Annotated in this window: 17 protein-coding genes; 6 read left to right on the top strand and 11 right to left on the bottom strand. The window is 46.5% G+C overall.

Annotated features, from left to right (window positions below):
- From ctaE to cyoE, 4 genes are all read right to left on the bottom strand, one after another.
- Window positions 1-624, bottom strand: a complete 624-nt coding sequence (gene ctaE, locus SB847_RS03150) for a cytochrome c oxidase subunit III (RefSeq protein ID WP_003154482.1) — start codon at window positions 622-624, stop codon at window positions 1-3.
- Window positions 624-2,492, bottom strand: coding sequence for a cytochrome c oxidase subunit I (gene ctaD, locus SB847_RS03145; RefSeq protein WP_007611227.1), 1,869 nt, complete (start codon window positions 2,490-2,492; stop codon window positions 624-626). The genes ctaE and ctaD overlap by 1 nt, the downstream gene beginning before the upstream one ends.
- A gap of 31 nt (window positions 2,493-2,523) precedes the next feature.
- Complete coding sequence (gene coxB, locus SB847_RS03140) at window positions 2,524-3,594, bottom strand: cytochrome c oxidase subunit II (protein WP_003154484.1); 1,071 nt, start codon at window positions 3,592-3,594, stop codon at window positions 2,524-2,526.
- A gap of 217 nt (window positions 3,595-3,811) precedes the next feature.
- On the bottom strand, window positions 3,812-4,729 hold the full coding sequence (cyoE, locus tag SB847_RS03135) for a heme o synthase (protein ID WP_003154486.1): 918 nt from the start codon (window positions 4,727-4,729) through the stop codon (window positions 3,812-3,814).
- A gap of 343 nt (window positions 4,730-5,072) precedes the next feature.
- On the opposite strand from cyoE, the gene ctaA reads away from it, so the two are divergent.
- On the top strand, window positions 5,073-5,999 hold the full coding sequence (gene ctaA / locus SB847_RS03130) for a heme A synthase CtaA (protein ID WP_007611205.1): 927 nt from the start codon (window positions 5,073-5,075) through the stop codon (window positions 5,997-5,999).
- A 95-nt stretch (window positions 6,000-6,094) separates the two neighbouring features.
- On the opposite strand, the gene pyc is transcribed toward ctaA, so the two are convergent.
- The 4 genes from pyc to glsA all read right to left on the bottom strand — a co-directional run bounded on the left by pyc (window position 6,095) and on the right by glsA (window position 12,351).
- Complete coding sequence (gene pyc, locus SB847_RS03125) at window positions 6,095-9,541, bottom strand: pyruvate carboxylase (RefSeq protein WP_044801383.1); 3,447 nt, start codon at window positions 9,539-9,541, stop codon at window positions 6,095-6,097.
- 75 nt (window positions 9,542-9,616) lie between these two features.
- Window positions 9,617-10,828 carry an FtsW/RodA/SpoVE family cell cycle protein gene (locus SB847_RS03120; RefSeq protein WP_015239798.1) on the bottom strand — a complete coding sequence of 404 codons (1,212 nt, stop codon included), beginning with the start codon at window positions 10,826-10,828 and terminating at the stop codon, window positions 9,617-9,619.
- A 204-nt stretch (window positions 10,829-11,032) separates the two neighbouring features.
- Entirely contained in the window at window positions 11,033-11,314 is a 282-nt protein-coding gene (locus SB847_RS03115; RefSeq protein WP_003154494.1) for an Fpa/YlaN family protein, read from the bottom strand.
- Between the two features lie 107 nt (window positions 11,315-11,421).
- Window positions 11,422-12,351, bottom strand: coding sequence for a glutaminase A (gene glsA, locus SB847_RS03110; protein ID WP_038457903.1), 930 nt, complete (start codon window positions 12,349-12,351; stop codon window positions 11,422-11,424).
- A gap of 103 nt (window positions 12,352-12,454) precedes the next feature.
- Here glsA and SB847_RS03105 point away from each other — a divergent pair, with 103 nt between their 5' ends.
- Entirely contained in the window at window positions 12,455-12,931 is a 477-nt protein-coding gene (locus SB847_RS03105) for a hypothetical protein (RefSeq protein ID WP_007409680.1), read from the top strand.
- Here SB847_RS03105 and SB847_RS03100 read toward each other — a convergent pair.
- Window positions 12,926-14,254, bottom strand: a complete 1,329-nt coding sequence (locus SB847_RS03100) for a PhoH family protein (RefSeq protein ID WP_007409679.1) — start codon at window positions 14,252-14,254, stop codon at window positions 12,926-12,928. The genes SB847_RS03105 and SB847_RS03100 overlap by 6 nt on opposite strands.
- A 154-nt stretch (window positions 14,255-14,408) precedes the next feature.
- Between SB847_RS03100 and SB847_RS03095 the strand changes: the two genes are divergently transcribed.
- Entirely contained in the window at window positions 14,409-15,032 is a 624-nt protein-coding gene (locus tag SB847_RS03095; RefSeq protein ID WP_012117484.1) for a YhcN/YlaJ family sporulation lipoprotein, read from the top strand.
- 102 nt (window positions 15,033-15,134) lie between these two features.
- On the top strand, window positions 15,135-15,344 hold the full coding sequence (locus SB847_RS03090; protein ID WP_007409677.1) for a YlaI family protein: 210 nt from the start codon (window positions 15,135-15,137) through the stop codon (window positions 15,342-15,344).
- A 41-nt stretch (window positions 15,345-15,385) separates the two neighbouring features.
- Here SB847_RS03090 and SB847_RS03085 read toward each other — a convergent pair whose 3' ends face one another.
- Window positions 15,386-15,706 (bottom strand): YlaH-like family protein, encoded by a 321-nt coding sequence (locus SB847_RS03085; RefSeq protein WP_007409676.1) that lies wholly within the window; start codon window positions 15,704-15,706, stop codon window positions 15,386-15,388.
- A gap of 56 nt (window positions 15,707-15,762) precedes the next feature.
- On the bottom strand, window positions 15,763-17,601 hold the full coding sequence (typA, locus tag SB847_RS03080; RefSeq protein ID WP_007409675.1) for a translational GTPase TypA: 1,839 nt from the start codon (window positions 17,599-17,601) through the stop codon (window positions 15,763-15,765).
- A 111-nt stretch (window positions 17,602-17,712) separates the two neighbouring features.
- Here typA and SB847_RS03075 point away from each other — a divergent pair, with 111 nt between their 5' ends.
- Window positions 17,713-17,901: a YlaF family protein gene (locus SB847_RS03075; RefSeq protein ID WP_003154504.1), complete on the top strand. Its 189-nt coding sequence runs from the start codon at window positions 17,713-17,715 to the stop codon at window positions 17,899-17,901.
- A 310-nt stretch (window positions 17,902-18,211) separates the two neighbouring features.
- Window positions 18,212-18,829, top strand: coding sequence for a hypothetical protein (locus SB847_RS03070; RefSeq protein WP_410562435.1), 618 nt, complete (start codon window positions 18,212-18,214; stop codon window positions 18,827-18,829).
- Window positions 18,830-18,834 lie beyond the last annotated feature (5 nt).

Below are 18,834 nucleotides of genomic sequence, written 5' to 3'. Positions count from 1 at the left end.
TTATCCCACCATCCCCATCAAATATACAACGGTAAAGATAAAGACCCACACGACATCGATAAAATGCCAATATAAGCTGGCCACATAATATTTCGGCGCATTATAAAGGCTGAGCCCTCTTTTCGCATTCCGGATCATAAGCGCGCTGATCCACAACAGCCCGAACGCCACGTGTGCTCCGTGTGTGCCGACGAGCGTGTAAAACGCTGAGCCGAGCGCAGAGCTTGTAATGGTAAAGCCGAATTCGTGAGTGTAATGCATAAATTCATAGATTTCTACCCCTAAAAATCCTGCTCCCAATAAAACGGTAACCAAAAGCCACACCTGCATTTTTTTAAAGGAGAAATTTTTCATATGATACATCGCATACACACTCGTTAAGCTGCTCGTTAAAAGAAGCATCGTCGCGATAAATACGATCGGCAGCTCAAACATCTCAGCCGTTGACGGCCCTCCGGCTTTAGATTCCCGTAAAGCAAGGAATGTTGCAAATAGAGAGGCGAACAGAACCGTTTCCCCGCCGAGAAACAGCCAAAATCCCAAAAACTTATTTTTCCCTTCCAGCGTTGCTTTTTCAGGAGAAGCCGGAAAGGTTTCAGCCGTCATTTTTTCCTGCAGCTGCATTACGCCTTCACCCCTTTATCATCATTCGGCAGATCTTCTTTGTGAATATGATAGCCGTAATCATCGACCACAGAGCGAAGCAGCATGGTAAAGAATGTGATGCCGAGCCCTATGAAGATAACCGGAAGCCCCCATGAATAATCGGAGTGGTATAAAAACCCGAACGCTGCGACAAACAGCCCGAAAGATATGATAAACGGCATGATGGATCCGTTCGGCATATGAATGTCCTCTACAGGCTCTGCAGGCGCCATCCCTTCATTTCCGGCCTGCTTTTCAATCCACAGCGGGTCAAGTCCCCGGACAAACGGAAGCTGTTTAAAATTATATTCCGGCGGCGGCGAAGAGACCGCCCATTCAAGCGTACGACCGTCCAGCCACGGGTCGTTCCCGACGTATTTCCCCTTTATTGAGGTATAAATAATATTGACGACGAGTAAAGCAGCCGCGCCCGCCATGAAAAACGCGCCGATTGAACTGATCAGGTTGCCGGTATCAAGCCCCTGGCCGGGCAGATATGTGTAAACGCGCCGCGGCATTCCCATCAAACCGAGGAAATGCTGAATGAAGAAGGTAAGATGAAACCCGATAAAAAATAAGACGAACGAAATTTTCCCCATCGTTTCATGAAGCACCTTCCCGAACATTTTCGGCCACCAGAAATGCACGCCCGCCAGGATGCCGAACACAACGCCGCCGATAATGACATAGTGGAAATGCGCTACGACAAAATAAGTATCGTGGAACTGATAATCTGCCGCTGCGGCCGCCAGCATGACACCCGTGACTCCTCCGAGTACGAAAGAAGGAATAAAGGCGACGGCATACAGCATAGGCGTCGTGAATTTGACGTTTCCTCCCCAGATGGTCAAAAGCCAGTTGAAAATTTTAATGCCGGTAGGCACCGCGATCGCCATCGTCGCAACCGCAAATATCGCATTAGCGATCGGTCCGAGTCCCGTCGTAAACATGTGGTGAACCCAAACCATGAACCCGAGAAAGCCGATCAGCACGATCGCAAAGACCATAGACGAATAACCGAACAGACGTTTTCTCGCAAAAACGGGAATGATTTCTGAAAAAATCCCAAAGGCGGGAAGAATTAAAATGTATACTTCCGGATGCCCGAAAATCCAAAACAGATGCTCCCAGATTATCGTATTGCCGCCCAATTCAGGATTAAAGAAATTCGTTCCGAACAAACGATCCAGCATCATCAGCGCCAAACCGACGGTGAGCGGAGGAAATGCGAATAAAATGAGTGCCGACGCCACAAATGTCGTCCACGTAAACAGCGGCAGTCTCATATACGTCAAACCCGGCGCCCTCATATTAATAATCGTGGCGAGAAAATTGATCCCCGCAATCAGTGTACCTAAGCCTGATATTTGCAGGCCGAGCACGAAAAAGTCTATGCCGTGCCCTTTCGAATTCAGCGCAAGCGACGCGTACGACGTCCATCCTGCATCAGGAGCGCCTCCTAAAAACCAGCTCAGATTCAAAAAGATGCCTCCGAAGAAAAACAGCCAAAATCCGAGCGCATTCAAAAATGGGAATGAAACGTCACGCGCCCCGATCTGCAGCGGCACAACCGCGTTCATCAGCCCGAATAACAGCGGCATCGCCGCCAGGAAGATCATTGTCGTGCCGTGCATCGTCATAATTTCATTAAACTGCTGCGCACCCATAAAATCGTTCCCCGGCCTCAAGAGCTGAATCCTGATAAGCATGGCCTCAAGTCCGCCGACGACGAAGAAAAATCCCCCGGCGATCATATATAAAATCGCGATTTTCTTATGGTCAACCGTCGTCAAATAATCCCAAAGCAAAGAGCTTTTTCTTTGCTGTCCTGTAAGCGTATTCATCATTTACGACCTCCCCCCTGATATCTCCCTGTCCTCACTTGTTCTCCGCTTTCAGCCCTTTTAAATATTCATACAGCGCATCCGTTTCAGCGTCCGAGAGCTTCGGATAAGTGCCTGTCATTTTATTGCCCGGTTTAATGCTGTCCGGATTTTTCAGCCAGGCTTTTATATTCTCTTTATTCGCATCCTTAATGCCGGCCACTTTGACCCGTTCACCGAAGGTAGCGAGGTTCGGAGCCGTTCTTGCCGCTTCAGCCCGTTTATCATTGGGCTCAACCGCATGACAGCTCAGGCAGTTTTTTTCCTTAAACAGCTCTTCTCCTTGCGCGGCTAAACCGGAATCTGTTGTATGCTTATAATTTTTCATCGCTTTCGTCCATTGTTTAAATTCTTTTGACGGCAGCGGTTTCACTTTGAAATCCATCAGCGCATGTGAAGGTCCGCACAGCTCCGCGCATTTACCGAAGAAATATTCTCCCGCTTCTTTGCTGCGTTTAGAATCGAAGGTCAGAAAGAAAGTGTTGTCATTATCCGTATTCGTATCGATTTTTCCCCCGGCTGACGGAATCCAGAAAGAGTGTTTCACATCTGAGGACTTCAGCTTGAAATAGACGCGTTCATCTGTGGGAACGATCAGCTCCTGACTTGTCACAAACCCGTAATCGGGATACTCGAATTCCCACCAGTATAAATTCGCCCTTACATTAATCACGAGCGCATCCTCTGCTTTACGGTTTTTCTTATCCATCGGCGACGTATCCGCCAGTGCCAATGTATCGATGACAACCGGAATGACAAGAATAATCAGAAGCAGGATCGGAATAACGGTCCAGGTGATTTCTAAAAAACGGTTCCCCTCCACCTGTTTCGGTATCGTGTCTTCCCCTATACGCGACCGTCTGAATCTCACAATGACGTAAAAGAAAATAACTGCTACGACCGCAACGACGACAACCATGATAAGTGTGCTGAGCACCGTCAGATCATATTGTTTATCAGCCACTTCGCCGGCAGGCTTGAGTGTGGACAGAAACGGTTTTCCACAGCCGCTCAATAAAAGCGGCACTAAGGCTAATAATGATAAAAGACGCCAACGCTTTAACATTTCACCCAACCCCTTTTTTGAATCAGTACGAGATGCACAAGCAGTAAAACTGCTTCCAGCCGAAATACTTCATTTCCTCATTTCTTAAAATATGAGATTTTTTACTTAAAATTCCATCTATGTATAAAAGCAAAGCCGCCTGATTAAACAAAAGGTCAAGGCGGCGTTTACTAGTTGTCATTGTTTGTTTTGGCGATCAAACAAGCTCATTATTCAATTAAAACAGCGTGAAGACCACCATCGCTACAAAATAAATGGTCATGTAATTAAGCGAATAGACAAACATAAGAGTTGCCCACTTCATGATGTTTTTCATGCGGAATCCCATCAGTCCGAGAACAAGCCATCCGACATTCAGCAAAGTGCCGAGAATGACGATCGGAAGACCGAGACTGCCGAGGAAAAACGGAAGCGGCAGCAGGCATGCGACCCAGACGATAATCTGTCTTTTCGTCACTTCAAAGCCGTGCACTACCGGAAGCATCGGAATATTCGCTGCTCTGTAATCTTCCGTCTTCTTAATCGCAAGCGCTAAAAAGTGCGGAATCTGCCAGATGAATAAAATCATGAATAAAACCCACGCGACAACACCGATGTGTCCTTCAACCGCTGTCCAGCCGATTAACGGCGGCACGGCGCCTGATACACTTCCGACAACCGTATTAATCGTATAACGGCGTTTCGTCCACATTGTATAAAGAACAACGTACGTAAACACGCCGATAAAACCGATGACTGCTGCCATCACGGTGGTCATCAAAAGCATGATAAGTCCTAAAGCAATGAGTAAAATTCCTGACCACAGCGCTTGATTCGGCTGAATCTTTCCGGTTACCGTCGGTCTTACTTTCGTGCGTTCCATTAAATGATCAATATCACGGTCATAATAGTTGTTAACCGCACAAGAACCGGCGATGATCAAAGATGATCCTATTAATGTAAGAAGCACGGTGTTTAAATTGCCTAAAAAACTCAGACCGGATATATGTAACGCAAGCCACATGCCGGTAAAAGTCGTAATTAAATTCGAATTGACGATTCCTATTTTGATAAGCGAAAGGAAATCCTTCCATGCCGTCGTCTCTTCAATCTGTCCGTCTATAGCTGTATCGTTTAAAATTCTGGAATTAGCCATAACGTAAACCTCCCTTACAAACCTAAAGCAGGTTTTTTAAGACCTGCAACTCTATCATACAAGATAATGACCTGTAAAAAAACATCCTCTTAAATATTAAACGAGAAACAGGAATTTATTTGTGAACTTTTTATGAATTTTACCAAATACGCCGGTTTCATAATAAAGCGGTTACTTTATTTCTATCAGACCCATCTGGAATAATCAACCCCATTATCTAAGAAGTCCTGATTCTATTATATTTTTGTGAACAAACAGAATTGAGAATTGCCACGAAACACATATTCGCTTACACTTGGTACGTATATCATTTTGTCCAGTTTGTTAAGAAGGTGAATGTAAAATGAATAAAGCTTTGAAAGCGCTCGGCGTGCTTACGACATTCGTTATGCTCGTCGTGCTGATCGGCGGCGCTCTTGTCACAAAGACAGGATCGGGTCTCGGATGCGGAAGGCAGTGGCCGCTTTGCCACGGCCGGTTTTTCCCGGAGCTTAACGCCGCTTCTATCATTGAATGGAGCCACAGACTCGCAAGCGGTGTCTCAATCGTTCTCGTGCTGAGTCTCGCTTTTTGGGCATGGAGAAAAGTCACGCCTGTTTTCCGTGAAACAACCTTTCTCGCCATTATGTCCATTATCTTTTTGTTTTTACAGGCGCTTCTCGGCGCATTAGCGGTTGTTTTCGGATCAAATGCGCTCGTTATGGCGCTTCATTTCGGCATATCGCTGATTTCTTTCGCTTCTGTTCTGATTTTGACGCTGCTCATATTTGAAGCTGATAAATCAGACAAAAAGCTCGTCAAGCCGCTCAGAATCGGCAGGAAAATGCAGTTTCATATGATCGGCCTTTCGATTTACACGTATATCGTCGTTTATACGGGAGCTTATGTGCGCCATACGAAATCAAGCCTTGCCTGCCCTGACGTTCCGCTTTGCAGCAGGCTGAACCACGGGCTTCCGTCTCATTTTCAGGAATGGGTGCAGATGGGCCACAGAACGGCAGCGCTGCTTCTGTTCGTATGGATTCTTGTCGCTTTTGCGCATGCGGTGCGCTCCTACAAAGATCAAAAACAGATTCTTGGGGGCTGGATAGCGGCTCTTGCCTTTGTTGTATTACAGGCGCTCTCCGGAATCATGGTTGTTTATTCAGAAATGGCCACCGGCTTTGCACTTGCCCATTCGCTCTTTATTGCCGGCCTGTTCGGCGTCTTATGCTATTTCTTATTATTAATCGCCCGCTTCCGATATGAATCAAAACAGCGGAACATCTGAGGCACATGAAAAGGCCGAAGCATTAGAGCTTCGGCCTTTTTACATATAAAAAACCTGATCGCACACGGGGGCGGATCAGGTTTTTTATATTCATTTTACGCTTTTTCAATTTCGATCAGTAAATCGCCTGTCTGAATCGGTTCACCGTTTTTCACATGAATCTGCTGTATCGTCCCGGAGAACGGCGCCTGTACCGTCGTCTCCATCTTCATCGCTTCATTAATCATCAGATGATCGCCTTTATTCACCTTTGCCCCGGTTTCCGTTAACAATTTAATGACGGTTCCCGGCATGGATGCCGCAATGTGGCTTGGGTTTGTCCGATCTGCTTTTAATTTTTCCTGTACGGACGATTTAATGCTTTCATCTTTAATGACCACCTCGCGCGGCTGGCCGTTCAATTCGAAATAAACGACACGTGTTGCATCTGGCTGCGGTTCACCGATAGATACAAGCTTCACGATCAGCGTTTTTCCGCGCTCGATTTCCACTTCGATTTCTTCACCGAGTGTCATGCCATAGAAGAAAGTCGGTGTGTCTAATACGGAAATATCACCGAAGCGTTCTGCCGTTTTAACATATTCAGTAAACACCTTCGGATAAAGAGCATACGCGATTGCGTCCTGATCACTCAATTCCATCTGATGTGTTTCTTTCCATTCTTCTTTAATGCCTTCAAAAGATACCGGTTCAAGCAGCTCACCCGGTCTTACCGTGATCGGTGTCTGTCCTTTCAGAACGAGCTTTTGCAGTTTTTCCGGAAATCCGCCATGCGGCTGGCCGATCTGCCCTTTAAAGAGCTCAACGACTGAATCCGGAAAATCAAGCGTTTCGCCTTTATCATAAACATCTTGTTCTGTTAAATTGTTTTGCACCATGTAAAGCGCCATATCTCCGACGACTTTGGAAGAAGGTGTTACTTTCACGACGTCGCCGAACATGCGGTTGACGACGCTGTACATGTCTTTCACCTCATTCCAGCGATCACCGAGGCCGACTCCTTTTGCCTGCTGCTGCAGATTGCTGTACTGGCCGCCCGGCATTTCATGATTATAAATCTCAGTATGCGGAGACTTCATCCCGCTTTCAAATTCACTGTAATACTGACGGACGGATTCCCAGTATTGCGACAGTCTTTCCACCTGCCGGACATCCATTTCAGGACGGCGGCTGTTTCCTTCAAGGGCATGATAAAATCCGCTTGCGCTCGGCTGTGAAGTCAGACCCGCCATTGAGCTGACGGCAACATCCACGATGTCCACACCCGCTTCAACAGCTTTGGCATAGAGAAAGACGCCATTTCCGCTCGTATCATGCGTGTGGAGATGAACGGGAATATCAATCGTTTCCTTCAGCGCTGAGATAAGTTCGTATGCGGCTTGAGGTTTCAAAAGACCGGCCATGTCTTTAATACCGAGAATGTGCGCACCAGACGCCTCAAGCTCTTTCGCCATAGAAAGATAATATTGCAAATCATATTTCGTCCGGGTCTTATCAAGAATATCTCCCGTGTAACAAATCGCAGCCTCCGCCACTTTTCCGGTTTCACGGACGGCATCGATGGCCAGCGTCATCCCTTTTACCCAGTTCAGGCTGTCAAAGATCCGGAATACGTCAATACCTGACTCCGCTGACTGCCGGACAAATTTTTGGATGACATTGTCCGGATAGTTTGTATAACCGACGGCATTTGATGAACGAAGGAGCATCTGGAACAATGTGTTCGGCACTTCTTTGCGGAGATCTTCAAGGCGTTTCCAAGGGTCTTCTTTTAAGAAACGGTACGCTACATCAAATGTCGCGCCTCCCCACATTTCAAGGCTGAACAGTTCAGGCCACAGGGCAGCCGTAGGATTCGCGATTTTTTTCAAATCATTGGATCTGATCCGGGTTGCAAGCAGAGACTGATGGGCATCCCTGAACGTTGTATCGGTCAGGAGCACGGATTTTTGCTCTTTCACCCAGTCAGCAAGCCCCTCGGCGCCTCTTTCGTCAAGGATCTGTTTCGTACCGCTTGCCGGCTTTTCTTCGATACCTAACGTAACGGTCTGAGGCTTATCAAATGCAGGTTTTTCTTTTTTCCCGATTCCCGGAAAACCGTTCACCGTGACATTGCCGATATAGGAAAGCATTTTTGTTCCGCGGTCCTTCTGTTTTGGAAAAACAAACAGCTCAGGCGTTGTGTCGATAAACGATGTGTCATATTGGCCCGTCAGGAACTTTTCATGCTTTGCCACGTTTTCAAGAAACGGAATATTGGTCTTAATGCCTCTGATCCTGAATTCCTGCAGGTTGCGGACCATTTTTGCTGATGCCTGTTCAAACGTCAGCGCCCATGTCGACAGCTTGACGAGCAGTGAATCATAGTAAGGCGTGATGACGGCGCCCTGGAAGCTGTTTCCCGTATCAAGGCGGACGCCGAAGCCGCCGCCTGAGCGGTAAGCCATAATTTTACCCGTGTCAGGCATAAAGTCATTCAGCGGGTCTTCAGTGGTCACACGTGATTGTATCGCATACCCGTTTGTAAAAATGTCTTTCTGCTCAGGGATATTGACGGCACGGCTGTGCAGTCCGTAGCCCTGAGCGACGAGGATTTGCGTCTGAACGATATCAACCCCCGTTATCATTTCCGTAATCGTATGCTCCACTTGCACGCGCGGGTTCACTTCAATAAAGTAAAATTCACCGCCCGCTACGAGAAATTCCACGGTCCCCGCGTTGATATAGCCGACATTTTTCGCAAGCGCCACAGCCGCTTCACAGATTTCGTCCCTTAATTCAGGCTGCAAAGATACACTCGGCGCCACCTCAATGACCTTTTGATGGCGTCTCTGAACGGAACAGTCCCGCTCATACAGATGGACGACATTGCCTTCTTTATCTCCGATCACCTGAACTTCAATATGCTTAGGATTTTCGATCAGTTTTTCAACATACACTTCATCGTTTCCGAATGCAGCTTTCGCTTCTGATTTGGCCCGTTCAAACGATTCTTTCAATTCGCTTTCGCTTCGGACGATTCTCATTCCGCGGCCTCCGCCTCCGAGCGATGCTTTAATAATAAACGGAAATCCGTGAACTTTTGCGAATTGTTCGACATCTTTTAATGTTTCAGCCGGTCCGTCACTCCCCGGAATAACGGGGATGCCGGCTTTTTCTGCCTGCTCCCTCGCCTTTACCTTATCTCCGAACATATCCAAATGCGCTGACGTCGGTCCGATAAATACGATGCCCTCTTCTTCACAGCGTCTCGCAAATTGGATATTTTCAGAGAGAAATCCGTAGCCCGGATGAATGGCATCAACGCCGTTTCTTTTTGCGATCTCAATAATCCCTTCAATATCAAGATACGCGTCAATCGGTTTTTTGCCTTCTCCCACAAGATAAGCTTCATCCGCTTTATAGCGATGATAGGAGCCCGAATCTTCTTTTGAATAAACGGCTACCGTTCTGATGTTCAATTCTGTGCACGCCCGGAAAATCCGGATCGCAATTTCTCCCCTGTTTGCTACTAACACTTTTTGGATGGATTGTTGTGACAAACTTTTCTCCCCCTTGGCCTAATAAATATGTAGTTTATAATAAAGGAATATCCGTCCTGTGTATACACTTGTTTTTTAGAGATACACAGATTTTTCCGTCTGCCGTCTTTTTACCCCCTTAGACGGAACGGGCTCCCTCTTTTTCTTCTTTTCTGAGTACTTGACATGCATGCTGACATTCACCAATATACCGGCGCTCATTAATAACAACAACATTGATGAGCCCCCGTAGCTGATAAACGGCAGCGGAACACCTGTAATCGGAATTAAGCCGCTGACACCGCCGAGATTGATAAAAGTCTGAATCGCAATCATGCTGGATATCCCGATTGCCAAAAGGCTCCCGAACGGATCTTCACATTTTCTCGCAATATAAAAACCTTTTAACACGACAAAAGCCAGCAGTACAATGACAAACAGGACGCCGAAAATGCCGAGCTCCTCTGAAATAACCGCCATAATAAAGTCTGTATGCGATTCAGGCAGATAACCGTATTTTTGAATGCCTTCTCCAAGACCGAGACCGAAAAAACCGCCTGAGCCGATCGCATAATACGAATTTATAATCTGCAGGCCTGATGTGCTGGCGTATTTAAATGGATTTTCAAGGCTTTCAAACCGGCTCATACGACCGGGTGTCAAAATATCGTCCCATTTCAGATAGATGATCGGGCTGACAAGGAGCAATACGATTCCCGCCATGAGAACCAGCCTGAGCAGGGTCCTTCCGCTGAATCCCGAACACATAATGACGCAAAACGCGATCAGACCGATAATCATTGCCGTTCCGAAGTCGGGCTGAATGGCGATAAGCGCACAAATAACTACGGTGACGATCACCGGCGGAGCAACCCCCGTCAAAAGCTGATCGATGTAGCTTTGTTTCTTTGCGTATACCGCGGCAAGGTACAGTATCAGGGTCAGCTTGACAAATTCCCCCGGCTGAATGGCCATTCCGCCGATTTTAAACCAGCTTTGCGCGTTTCCGGCAACATGTCCGAAAACAAACAGCGCGCAAAGCGCAGCCACTGACGCAAGCAGTATGAATTTCTGAATCTTTTGATGGGCGAACACTTTGTACGGAAAAACGGCCGCGATGATAAACAGCACAAACCCCGCGATGACGGCGAACAGCTGCCGTTTAAAGAAATAGTCGCTGCTCACGCCGTAACGCATAACGGCGGTAATCATGCTTGAGCTGTATACCATTACCAATCCGAAACAGCACAGCAGAATGATAGCGCATATCAATGAATAATCGTAAGATTTTAACATTCTTTTAAACATAACATCCTCTTTCCTGCTTAAAGCTTACGTTTAATACCTATAGCGTATTATATTTTACTATAATTCATAAACAATTTACGCAGTTTCTTTATAGTTTTTCGGATGAAATGCAGATTAAGAGACCGTCTTACGAAAAGAAGATGCAAAAAAACGGTTTACGGTTATAAAAAAACCCAAACCGTTGAATAGTTTGAGTTTGATCATTTATTTTCCTGTAAACGCGTCATGCAAAGCAGACAGTTCTCTTTCAAGTCTGTCCAGCAGCTCTTTGCCGTCGTTTTCGTCAACTAATCCCAGGCGGACAGCAAAATCGATTTCCCTCGACAGTCCGAACATCTGAGTATCCAAGACCTCTTCATACAGAGGACATTGAGGCATCGTTAAGTTATCCATTTGTACTCGGATCAGCTTCAAAATCTTCTCAGCATCTAATTTTAACAGCTCGAATGCTTTCTGCTGATGGTCAACTATAATCTCTGAAGCCAAAAGTATCCCTCCGTTCCCCAGGCGAGTACCTAATTCTTCTATTTATCATAAAGGGTATCAGGTGAAATTGCAAGAGGATTTAAGCAGATGTTATGATAAAAAATGTTTCAAAAAATACTCAGCCTGTATTTCTCAGACATGATTTCCAAAAGCTTCACACCCGCGATGCTGTTGCCTTTTTCATCAAGCGCCGGGCCGAATATACCGATTCCGAAGTTGTACGGCGAAATGCCCATGATTCCTCCCGAAACGCCGCTTTTAGCGGGAATGCCAACCTTGATTGCGAATTCCCCGCTCGCATTGTACATGCCGCATGTCACCATAAACGTCTTGCAGATTCTCGCCACATCTTTTTTAATGACCTGCTCCCCGGTTTCCGGGTGCTTGCCGTCAAGGGCGAATACACAGCCGATTTTGGCTAAATCCAGACTGCTCATCTTAATCGCGCACTGTTTTGTATACAAATCCATGACCTCTTCAACATCGCCTTTAAAAATGTCATACTGCTTCATGTAATAACACATGGCCCGATTAATCATGGATGAACTGAATTCCGATTCCGCGACATGGCTGCAATATGTAATGTCCTGATTATTCGCAAGTCTTCTGATGAATCCGAGCAGGTAATCCAGGCGGTCTTTCGGCGAATGCCCTTTAATTAAGCCCGTAACGACGAGAGCCCCTGCATTAATCATCGGATTTAAAGGCTTGCCCGGATTCACTGTTTCAAGCTTAATCATGGAATTAAACGGGTCGCCGGTCGGCTCCTGACCCACGCAGCTGAACACCTTTTCCTTTCCGTAATCCATCAGTACGAGCGCCAGAGAAAGCACTTTCGAAATGCTCTGCAGCGTAAATGTCCGGTCGGCGTCTCCTGCCGTCAGACATGTATTTTCCGCATGATAAATCGTGACCGAAAGGCTGTCTTGTTCAGATTCAGCCAGAGCCGGAATATAGTCTGCCACTTTGCCTTCTTCGGTTCTTTTTTTCGCTTCCTGAACTAATGCGTCCAGCTCTTGGTAATGCCGGCATACCATGTCGATCATCCTCACTTCGCTGCCGTTGTATACATCTAATTTGCGACGCAAAGTGACAATTCATGCGAAAACTTTTATACTTTAAGTAAAGGGGGGCTTCACCATGAGCGTTATTCAAGTAAAAGGCAATGTTACATACCCGATTACAATTGATCCGAGTGTCTGGATTTTCGATGACCGTAAGTTTCCGTTTGAAAAAAATCAGCCCGTTCATCCGGACGGCTCTGCAGAAACCCAGGAGCATACGCTTGATCCGGAACGGGTGATCAGAGAAGGGCGCATTTCGCCGCCGACTTTAAAAAGCGAAAAACGTTATGAAAAAGAAAGACTGATGAACGGCAGCTTCGCCATGAAGCTCGGCGCTGTTTTAGCAAATGCCGAGCCGAAAGAAAGCGCTGTCCTGTGCGCATTTATTTCAAAATCAGAAAGAACCGAAGTGCCGCTCGAAAAGGCGATGGACGCAATCGCGCATTTCAGCGATGCGGGGAAACCCCTTCAAGACGGCGGCCCGGTCCATTTTTATGTGGACGGAGACTTTGAAAAACCGATAACGGGCGTCACAGAAATCGAAGTTTTATAACAAATCGGCGGCAAGCTGTGCAAGGCCGGATCTCTCACCTTTCACAAGCTTCACGCTGCCGGAGACGGTTTGTTCTTTAAACCGTTCTACAACATAAGCAAGTCCGTTGTTTAAACTGTCTAAGTATGGGTGATCTATTTGCTCCGGATCGCCCATCAGGACAATTTTGCTGCCCTCTCCCACCCGAGTCAAAAGCGTTTTGACCTCGTGCCTCGTCAAATTCTGAGCCTCATCAATAATAATAAACTGATCCGGAATGCTTCTTCCCCGAATGTATGTCAGCGCCTCCACCTGAATCGATCCGATTCCTGCCAAAATCGCTTCAAGTTCACCCGGCTTTTTCGCATTGAATAAAAATTCAAGATTATCAAAGATCGGCTGCATCCACGGCTTGAGCTTTTCCTCTTTTTCGCCCGGCAAATATCCGATATCCTTTCCCACCGGGACGATGGGACGCGCGACGATCAGTTTTTTATAAATCCCGAGATCCTCCGTCTGCAGAAGCCCTGCCGCGAGAGCAAGCAAGGTTTTACCCGTTCCCGCTTTTCCGATCAGGGTGACAAGCGGGATATCTTCCCTCAGCAGGAGTTCAAGCGCCATTGTCTGCTGGACGTTCTTCGGCCTGATACCCCATACGTGCTCATCATCGAAAACGAGTCTTTTTACGGTCTCGCCTTTCTTATCTGTCATGCCGACCGCAGACGAAGATCCTCCTAATTCATCTTTCATCAGCACAAATTGATTCGGATAAACCTGATGCTGCTGAAGCTCCTTGACTGAAATTTGTTTGTTTTTATAAAACGAGGCAAACCGCTCTTTATTCATAAATATATCTTTGTACCCGCTATATATTTCATCATGGTCAACGACTCTGTCGTTTAAAAAGTCCTCCGCCAAAAGCCCGATGGCATCCGCCTTTACCCTGACAAGCACATCTTTGCTGACCAGGATGACGAGGCGGCCGTTTTCTTTCGTTTCCTCCTCAAGGCTTAAATTTTTTGCCACCGCCAAAATGCGGTTATCATTCGTTTTTTCGATAAAAATTTCTTGGAGCTGGTGAAACGACCGGTGGTTCAGTTCAATTCTGAGCGTTCCTCCGCTTTCAAGCGGAACTTTTTCGTGCAGCCTTCCTTTCTCCCTGAGCCCGTCTATCAGCTTAGATACGTGCCTCGCATTTCTCCCGACCTCGTCCATATACCGCTTTTTTGAATCGACCTCTTCCAGCACGACGGCGGGGATGACAACTTCGTTTTCTTCAAAGGAAAAAATGGCGTTAGGATCCTGCAAAAGTACATTCGTATCTAACACATAAATTTTACTCAAGTCTCAGCCTCCTGAAATAAGGATCAAAGCCCATCGTGTGCTTCTCTTTCCGCGAATAACGGGGATGCCTGCTAAAATATATGATTTTGTGAATAAAGATAGAAGGTTAATTCAACAATAAAATAAATGAAAGCATTCAAGGAGGAAATCTGACGTGCGAATTCTTTTCATTATCATACAAGCCTTGTTTATCCTTACCGGCTGCACTGCTGTACAGGACGGCCGCGGCCGTAATATTCAGAACGAATCAGCCGATCAGCGCGATGCAAAACCGATCCATGTGAAAAATACAGCTCCTGAGACAGCTGAAAATCCCGGCCGGACAGACATCGCTAAGCATCTCGTCGAGGTAACCGAAAAAATCCCCGGCATTTCAGATGCCACAGCGGTTGTACTCGGAAGATACTCCGTTGTCGGTATCGATGTGGATGACAATTTAGAAAGAAGCAAAGTGGAGAGCATTAAATACACGGTTGCCCAGGCGTTAAAAAACGATCCTTACGGCGCCAATGCCGTTGTCGTGGCTGATCCTGATACGGTTTCCCGTCTGAGAGGCATGGGCAGCGACATTAAGGCCGGCCGCCCCGTTTCAGGCATTTTGGACGAACTTGCCGCCATCGTCGGTCGTGTCATGCCGGAAGTCCCGAATGATGTGACCGACAATGAAAAAGAATCACCGACTCAATCGAATGATGATCAGCTGAACCAAAGAGACCAGAACAAGCTGCAGAACGAACAGAACGATCAATCGGATCATCATATGAAAAACCGCCGGTAAAAAGCAGCGCCCGCTCCAAAGGAAGGGCGCTGCTTTCTTTCCCTTTGGCAGGAGGGGCATCCATGATATAATGCTTGTCATAGTGAAAGAGGTGAAAAATCAATGAGAGTAAAATGTTCCATTTGCGACAAAATCGAACAAATTGATGATGAAACACTGACAGCCAAACGCCTCCGCAATCGTCCGATTCATACATATATGTGCCGGGAATGCCATGACCGAATCAAAGTCAAAACGGAGGCGCGGCTGAATACCGGACACTTTTCCTTTCATCCCGGACAAAAAGCGAAAAAAGATAAACTGAAAAAATAAACCGAATAAAAAATGACCCGCCGGAAGGCAAGGTCATTTTTTTATTGCGGTTTAGCTGACTGGCTTTTTTTGGACTGGTGCAGACGGATTTTGTAAACGATCAAAATCAAGGCGGCGACAACAAGCCCTTCTCCGACCGGCAGAAACACACCGAAAAAAGTCAGTACGGTGCAGCCGAGCACGAGAAAGAGATAAACTGCCGCAGCCTTCAACACCGGCAGCCGTTTGGCAAAGCCGAGTTTAAATACAATCACCGAAAGCACGACGATCGTTCCGTATAACAGCCACATTCCCGACAGCGGATGCTCATCCACTTGGTAAAGAGCCGCAAAGAACGACAGCCGTTCACTTACTTCATTCAAAAGGATCCCCCTCCCCTTTTCCGTTCGGGTTCTACCTCTTCAAATTCTGCAAGTGATTAAGACATTCCTGCTGTTTTTTTCTTTTTCGCCGCTTTTTCACGTTCGTTTTTATTCAGGATTTTCTTTCTTAAACGGATGGATTCCGGCGTTACTTCACAGTATTCATCTTCGTTTAAGTACTCGAGTGATTCTTCAAGCGACATAATGCGCGCTTTCTTAATTGTAGTCGTTTGATCCTTCGTAGCGGAACGGACGTTTGTCTGCTGTTTCATTTTGCTGACATTGACGACAAGGTCATTGTCACGGTTATGTTCGCCGACAATCATGCCTTCATATACTTCTGTTCCAGGCTCAACGAAGATGACGCCGCGGTCTTCAATACCTTGAATTCCGTAAGATGTCGCTTTTCCGTTTTCCATGGAAACGAGCACACCCTGACGTCGGCCTCCGACTTGGCCTTTTTGCATCGGCTGATAGCTGTCAAACGTGTGGTTCAGGATACCGAAACCGCGTGTCAGTGACAGAAACTCAGTAGAATAACCGATGAGTCCGCGTGAAGGTACGGTAAAGATCAGGCGGACCTGGCCGTTTCCGTTATTAATCATATCAAGCATTTCGCCTTTTCTCGCACCCATTGATTCCATAACAGAACCGGTATGCTCTTCAGGCACGTCAATCTGTACGCGCTCAACAGGCTCGCAGCTTACGCCGTCGATTTCCTTAATGATAACTTCAGGTTTAGACACTTGAAGCTCATAGCCTTCACGGCGCATGTTTTCAATTAAAATGGACAGGTGAAGCTCACCGCGTCCTGAAACAACCCATGCGTCAGGTGATGCAGTCGGTTCGACACGAAGACTGACGTCTGTTTGAAGCTGCGCGTTCAGACGCTCTTCAATTTTGCGGGCTGTGACATATTTGCCTTCACGGCCTGCAAACGGGCTGTTGTTTACAACAAATGTCATTTGAAGCGTAGGCTCATCAATGCGCAGAACCGGCAGCGGCTCATGGTGGTCAGCCGGACAAACCGTTTCACCGACGTTGATGTCTTCCATGCCCGAAACGGCAACGAGGTCTCCCGCTCTCGCTTCTTCAATTTCCACGCGTTTCAATCCTTGGAAACCGAAGATTTTCGTTACGCGGAATGATTTTACCGTTCCGTCAAGTTTCATCAATGAAACCTGCTGACCCACTTTCATCGTGCCGCGGAAAACGCGTCCGATACCGATACGGCCGACATAATCATTGTAATCAAGCAGCGCCACTTGGAATTGAAGAGGCTCTTCGGCGTTATCTACCGGGGCAGGGACATGTTCAAGAATCGTTTCATACAGTGATTCCATATTTTCGTCCTGCTTTTTCGGATCCAGACTTGCCGTTCCGTTAATCGCAGAAGCGTAGACGACAGGGAACTCAAGCTGTTGTTCGTTTGCGTCAAGCTCGATGAACAAATCAAGCACTTCATCAATGACTTCTTCCGGGCGGGCGAAATCACGGTCGATTTTGTTTACGACGACAACCGGATTTAAGTTCTGCTCAAGGGCTTTTTTCAGTACGAAACGGGTTTGCGGCATGCAGCCTTCATATGCGTCAACGACTAACAGAACGCCGTCAACCATTTTCATAATCCGTTCTACCTCTCCGCCGAAGTCGGCGTGTCCCGGAGTGTCCAAAATATTAATGCGTGTATCTTTATAGTTAATCGCAGTATTTTTCGCAAGAATTGTAATACCGCGTTCACGTTCAAGATCGTTTGAATCCATTGCGCGTTCGGCAATATTTTCGTTGGCACGGAATGTTCCGGCTTGGTGAAGCAATTGGTCTACCAAAGTCGTTTTCCCATGGTCAACGTGGGCAATAATCGCGATGTTGCGAAGATCGTTTCGAAGTTTCACATTTTCATCTCCTAAAAAAATTAGATAACTTTCATATTATACCACACATCCTCTTTAAAAGCGTTACGTTTTTCTGTAAACTGAAAGTATGACGTTAAAGGGGATGGAAATATGAAAAAATTGAATTGGCTCTTATTATTATTTGCATTCGCAGCAGTCTTCAGCATGATGCTGATCGGCGTATCAATCGCTGAGAAAAGCGCATGGGGCATCATCGGAAGCATTGTTCTCGTTATTGCCATGATGGGAAGCGGTTTCACCGTAAAGAAAAAAATGCGCGAACAGGGACTGCTTGATTAAAAGCATGACCCTTTGCAAAATTCCGTAAACATGGAAAGCACAATATCTTATGAAGCCTGAATCAAAGATTCAGGCTTTTTTACATCCTCAAAACAGGCTGAGATGTAAGGCTTATCTCCCCCGCCGCCTAGTCAGGAAGCCGGAAATGACGGCCCCCAGTCTAGTTACATCAGCAGATTCCCTCAGAAAATGAAGTCTGAAATAGTCCGGCATCGTTATGCAGAAAATACCATACCTCCTATATCAATTCCATCATTGTCTTTTTATACTTGTGGCTGTAAGCAAATACACATGACAAGGAGAGAACGAAATGAAAACATCTTTTTTGAAGAAAACCGCTGTAACTGCCGCCGCAACCGCCTCAGCCGCCTTGCTTGCATTCAGTCCGCTTGATTCTGCCGGTGCAAAAACGATCCAGGCAAATGAACCGCATGTCATGCAGGCTTCCGCAGAGAAAACACCGGAAGACGCGGCAAAACTCATTGACATCATCAGCCAATCGATTTACGAAAAAGACGGTGTCTATTATTTTGACGGCGAAAAAGCGGTGGAATTGGGATTAGATCAAGAACAAGCCCAGATCATTCAAAAGCTGTGGGACAGTTCAACCGAATTTTTAACCGTTCTTTCCCAATGTATTGAGAAAACGGACGGCGAATATACATTTAATAAAGAAAAAGCGGTGGAGCTCGGCTTTACGGAAAAAGAGGCCCTTATCGTTGATCAGCTGTTCACCGCTTTTTCCCAAAGTCTTCATATCCTTCAATCTGCGCTGATTGAAGAAGACGGTGTGTATACGTTTGATCAGGACCTTGCTGAAAAAGCAGGAGCAGGAAAAAAAGAAGCAAAGCTGTGTGCCGGATTCTTTAATTCACTGCCCCAGGAATTGCTTGAAGGCATTTATACAGCCTTTCATCCGGCTGAGTAAACGGA

It is taken from the genome of Bacillus sp. SIMBA_026 (assembly GCF_046535335.1).
GTDB classification, from domain to species: Bacteria; Bacillota; Bacilli; order Bacillales; family Bacillaceae; genus Bacillus; species Bacillus velezensis.
Note: the sequence above shows the minus strand (reverse complement) of the source record. Positions and strands in the feature narration are given on the sequence as shown.

Coding starts and splice junctions, on each gene's coding strand:
- glsA (WP_038457903.1), bottom strand. CDS start 12,351: ATGGTATGCCGGCATTACCAAGAGCTGGACGCATTAGTTCAGGAAGCG.
- ctaA (WP_007611205.1), top strand. CDS start 5,073: ATGAATAAAGCTTTGAAAGCGCTCGGCGTGCTTACGACATTCGTTATG.
- SB847_RS03075 (WP_003154504.1), top strand. CDS start 17,713: ATGAAAAAATTGAATTGGCTCTTATTATTATTTGCATTCGCAGCAGTC.
- SB847_RS03070 (WP_410562435.1), top strand. CDS start 18,212: ATGAAAACATCTTTTTTGAAGAAAACCGCTGTAACTGCCGCCGCAACC.
- ctaD (WP_007611227.1), bottom strand. CDS start 2,492: ATGATGAATACGCTTACAGGACAGCAAAGAAAAAGCTCTTTGCTTTGG.
- ctaE (WP_003154482.1), bottom strand. CDS start 624: ATGCAGCTGCAGGAAAAAATGACGGCTGAAACCTTTCCGGCTTCTCCT.
- coxB (WP_003154484.1), bottom strand. CDS start 3,594: ATGTTAAAGCGTTGGCGTCTTTTATCATTATTAGCCTTAGTGCCGCTT.
- SB847_RS03105 (WP_007409680.1), top strand. CDS start 12,455: ATGAGCGTTATTCAAGTAAAAGGCAATGTTACATACCCGATTACAATT.
- SB847_RS03120 (WP_015239798.1), bottom strand. CDS start 10,828: ATGTTTAAAAGAATGTTAAAATCTTACGATTATTCATTGATATGCGCT.
- SB847_RS03090 (WP_007409677.1), top strand. CDS start 15,135: ATGAGAGTAAAATGTTCCATTTGCGACAAAATCGAACAAATTGATGAT.
- cyoE (WP_003154486.1), bottom strand. CDS start 4,729: ATGGCTAATTCCAGAATTTTAAACGATACAGCTATAGACGGACAGATT.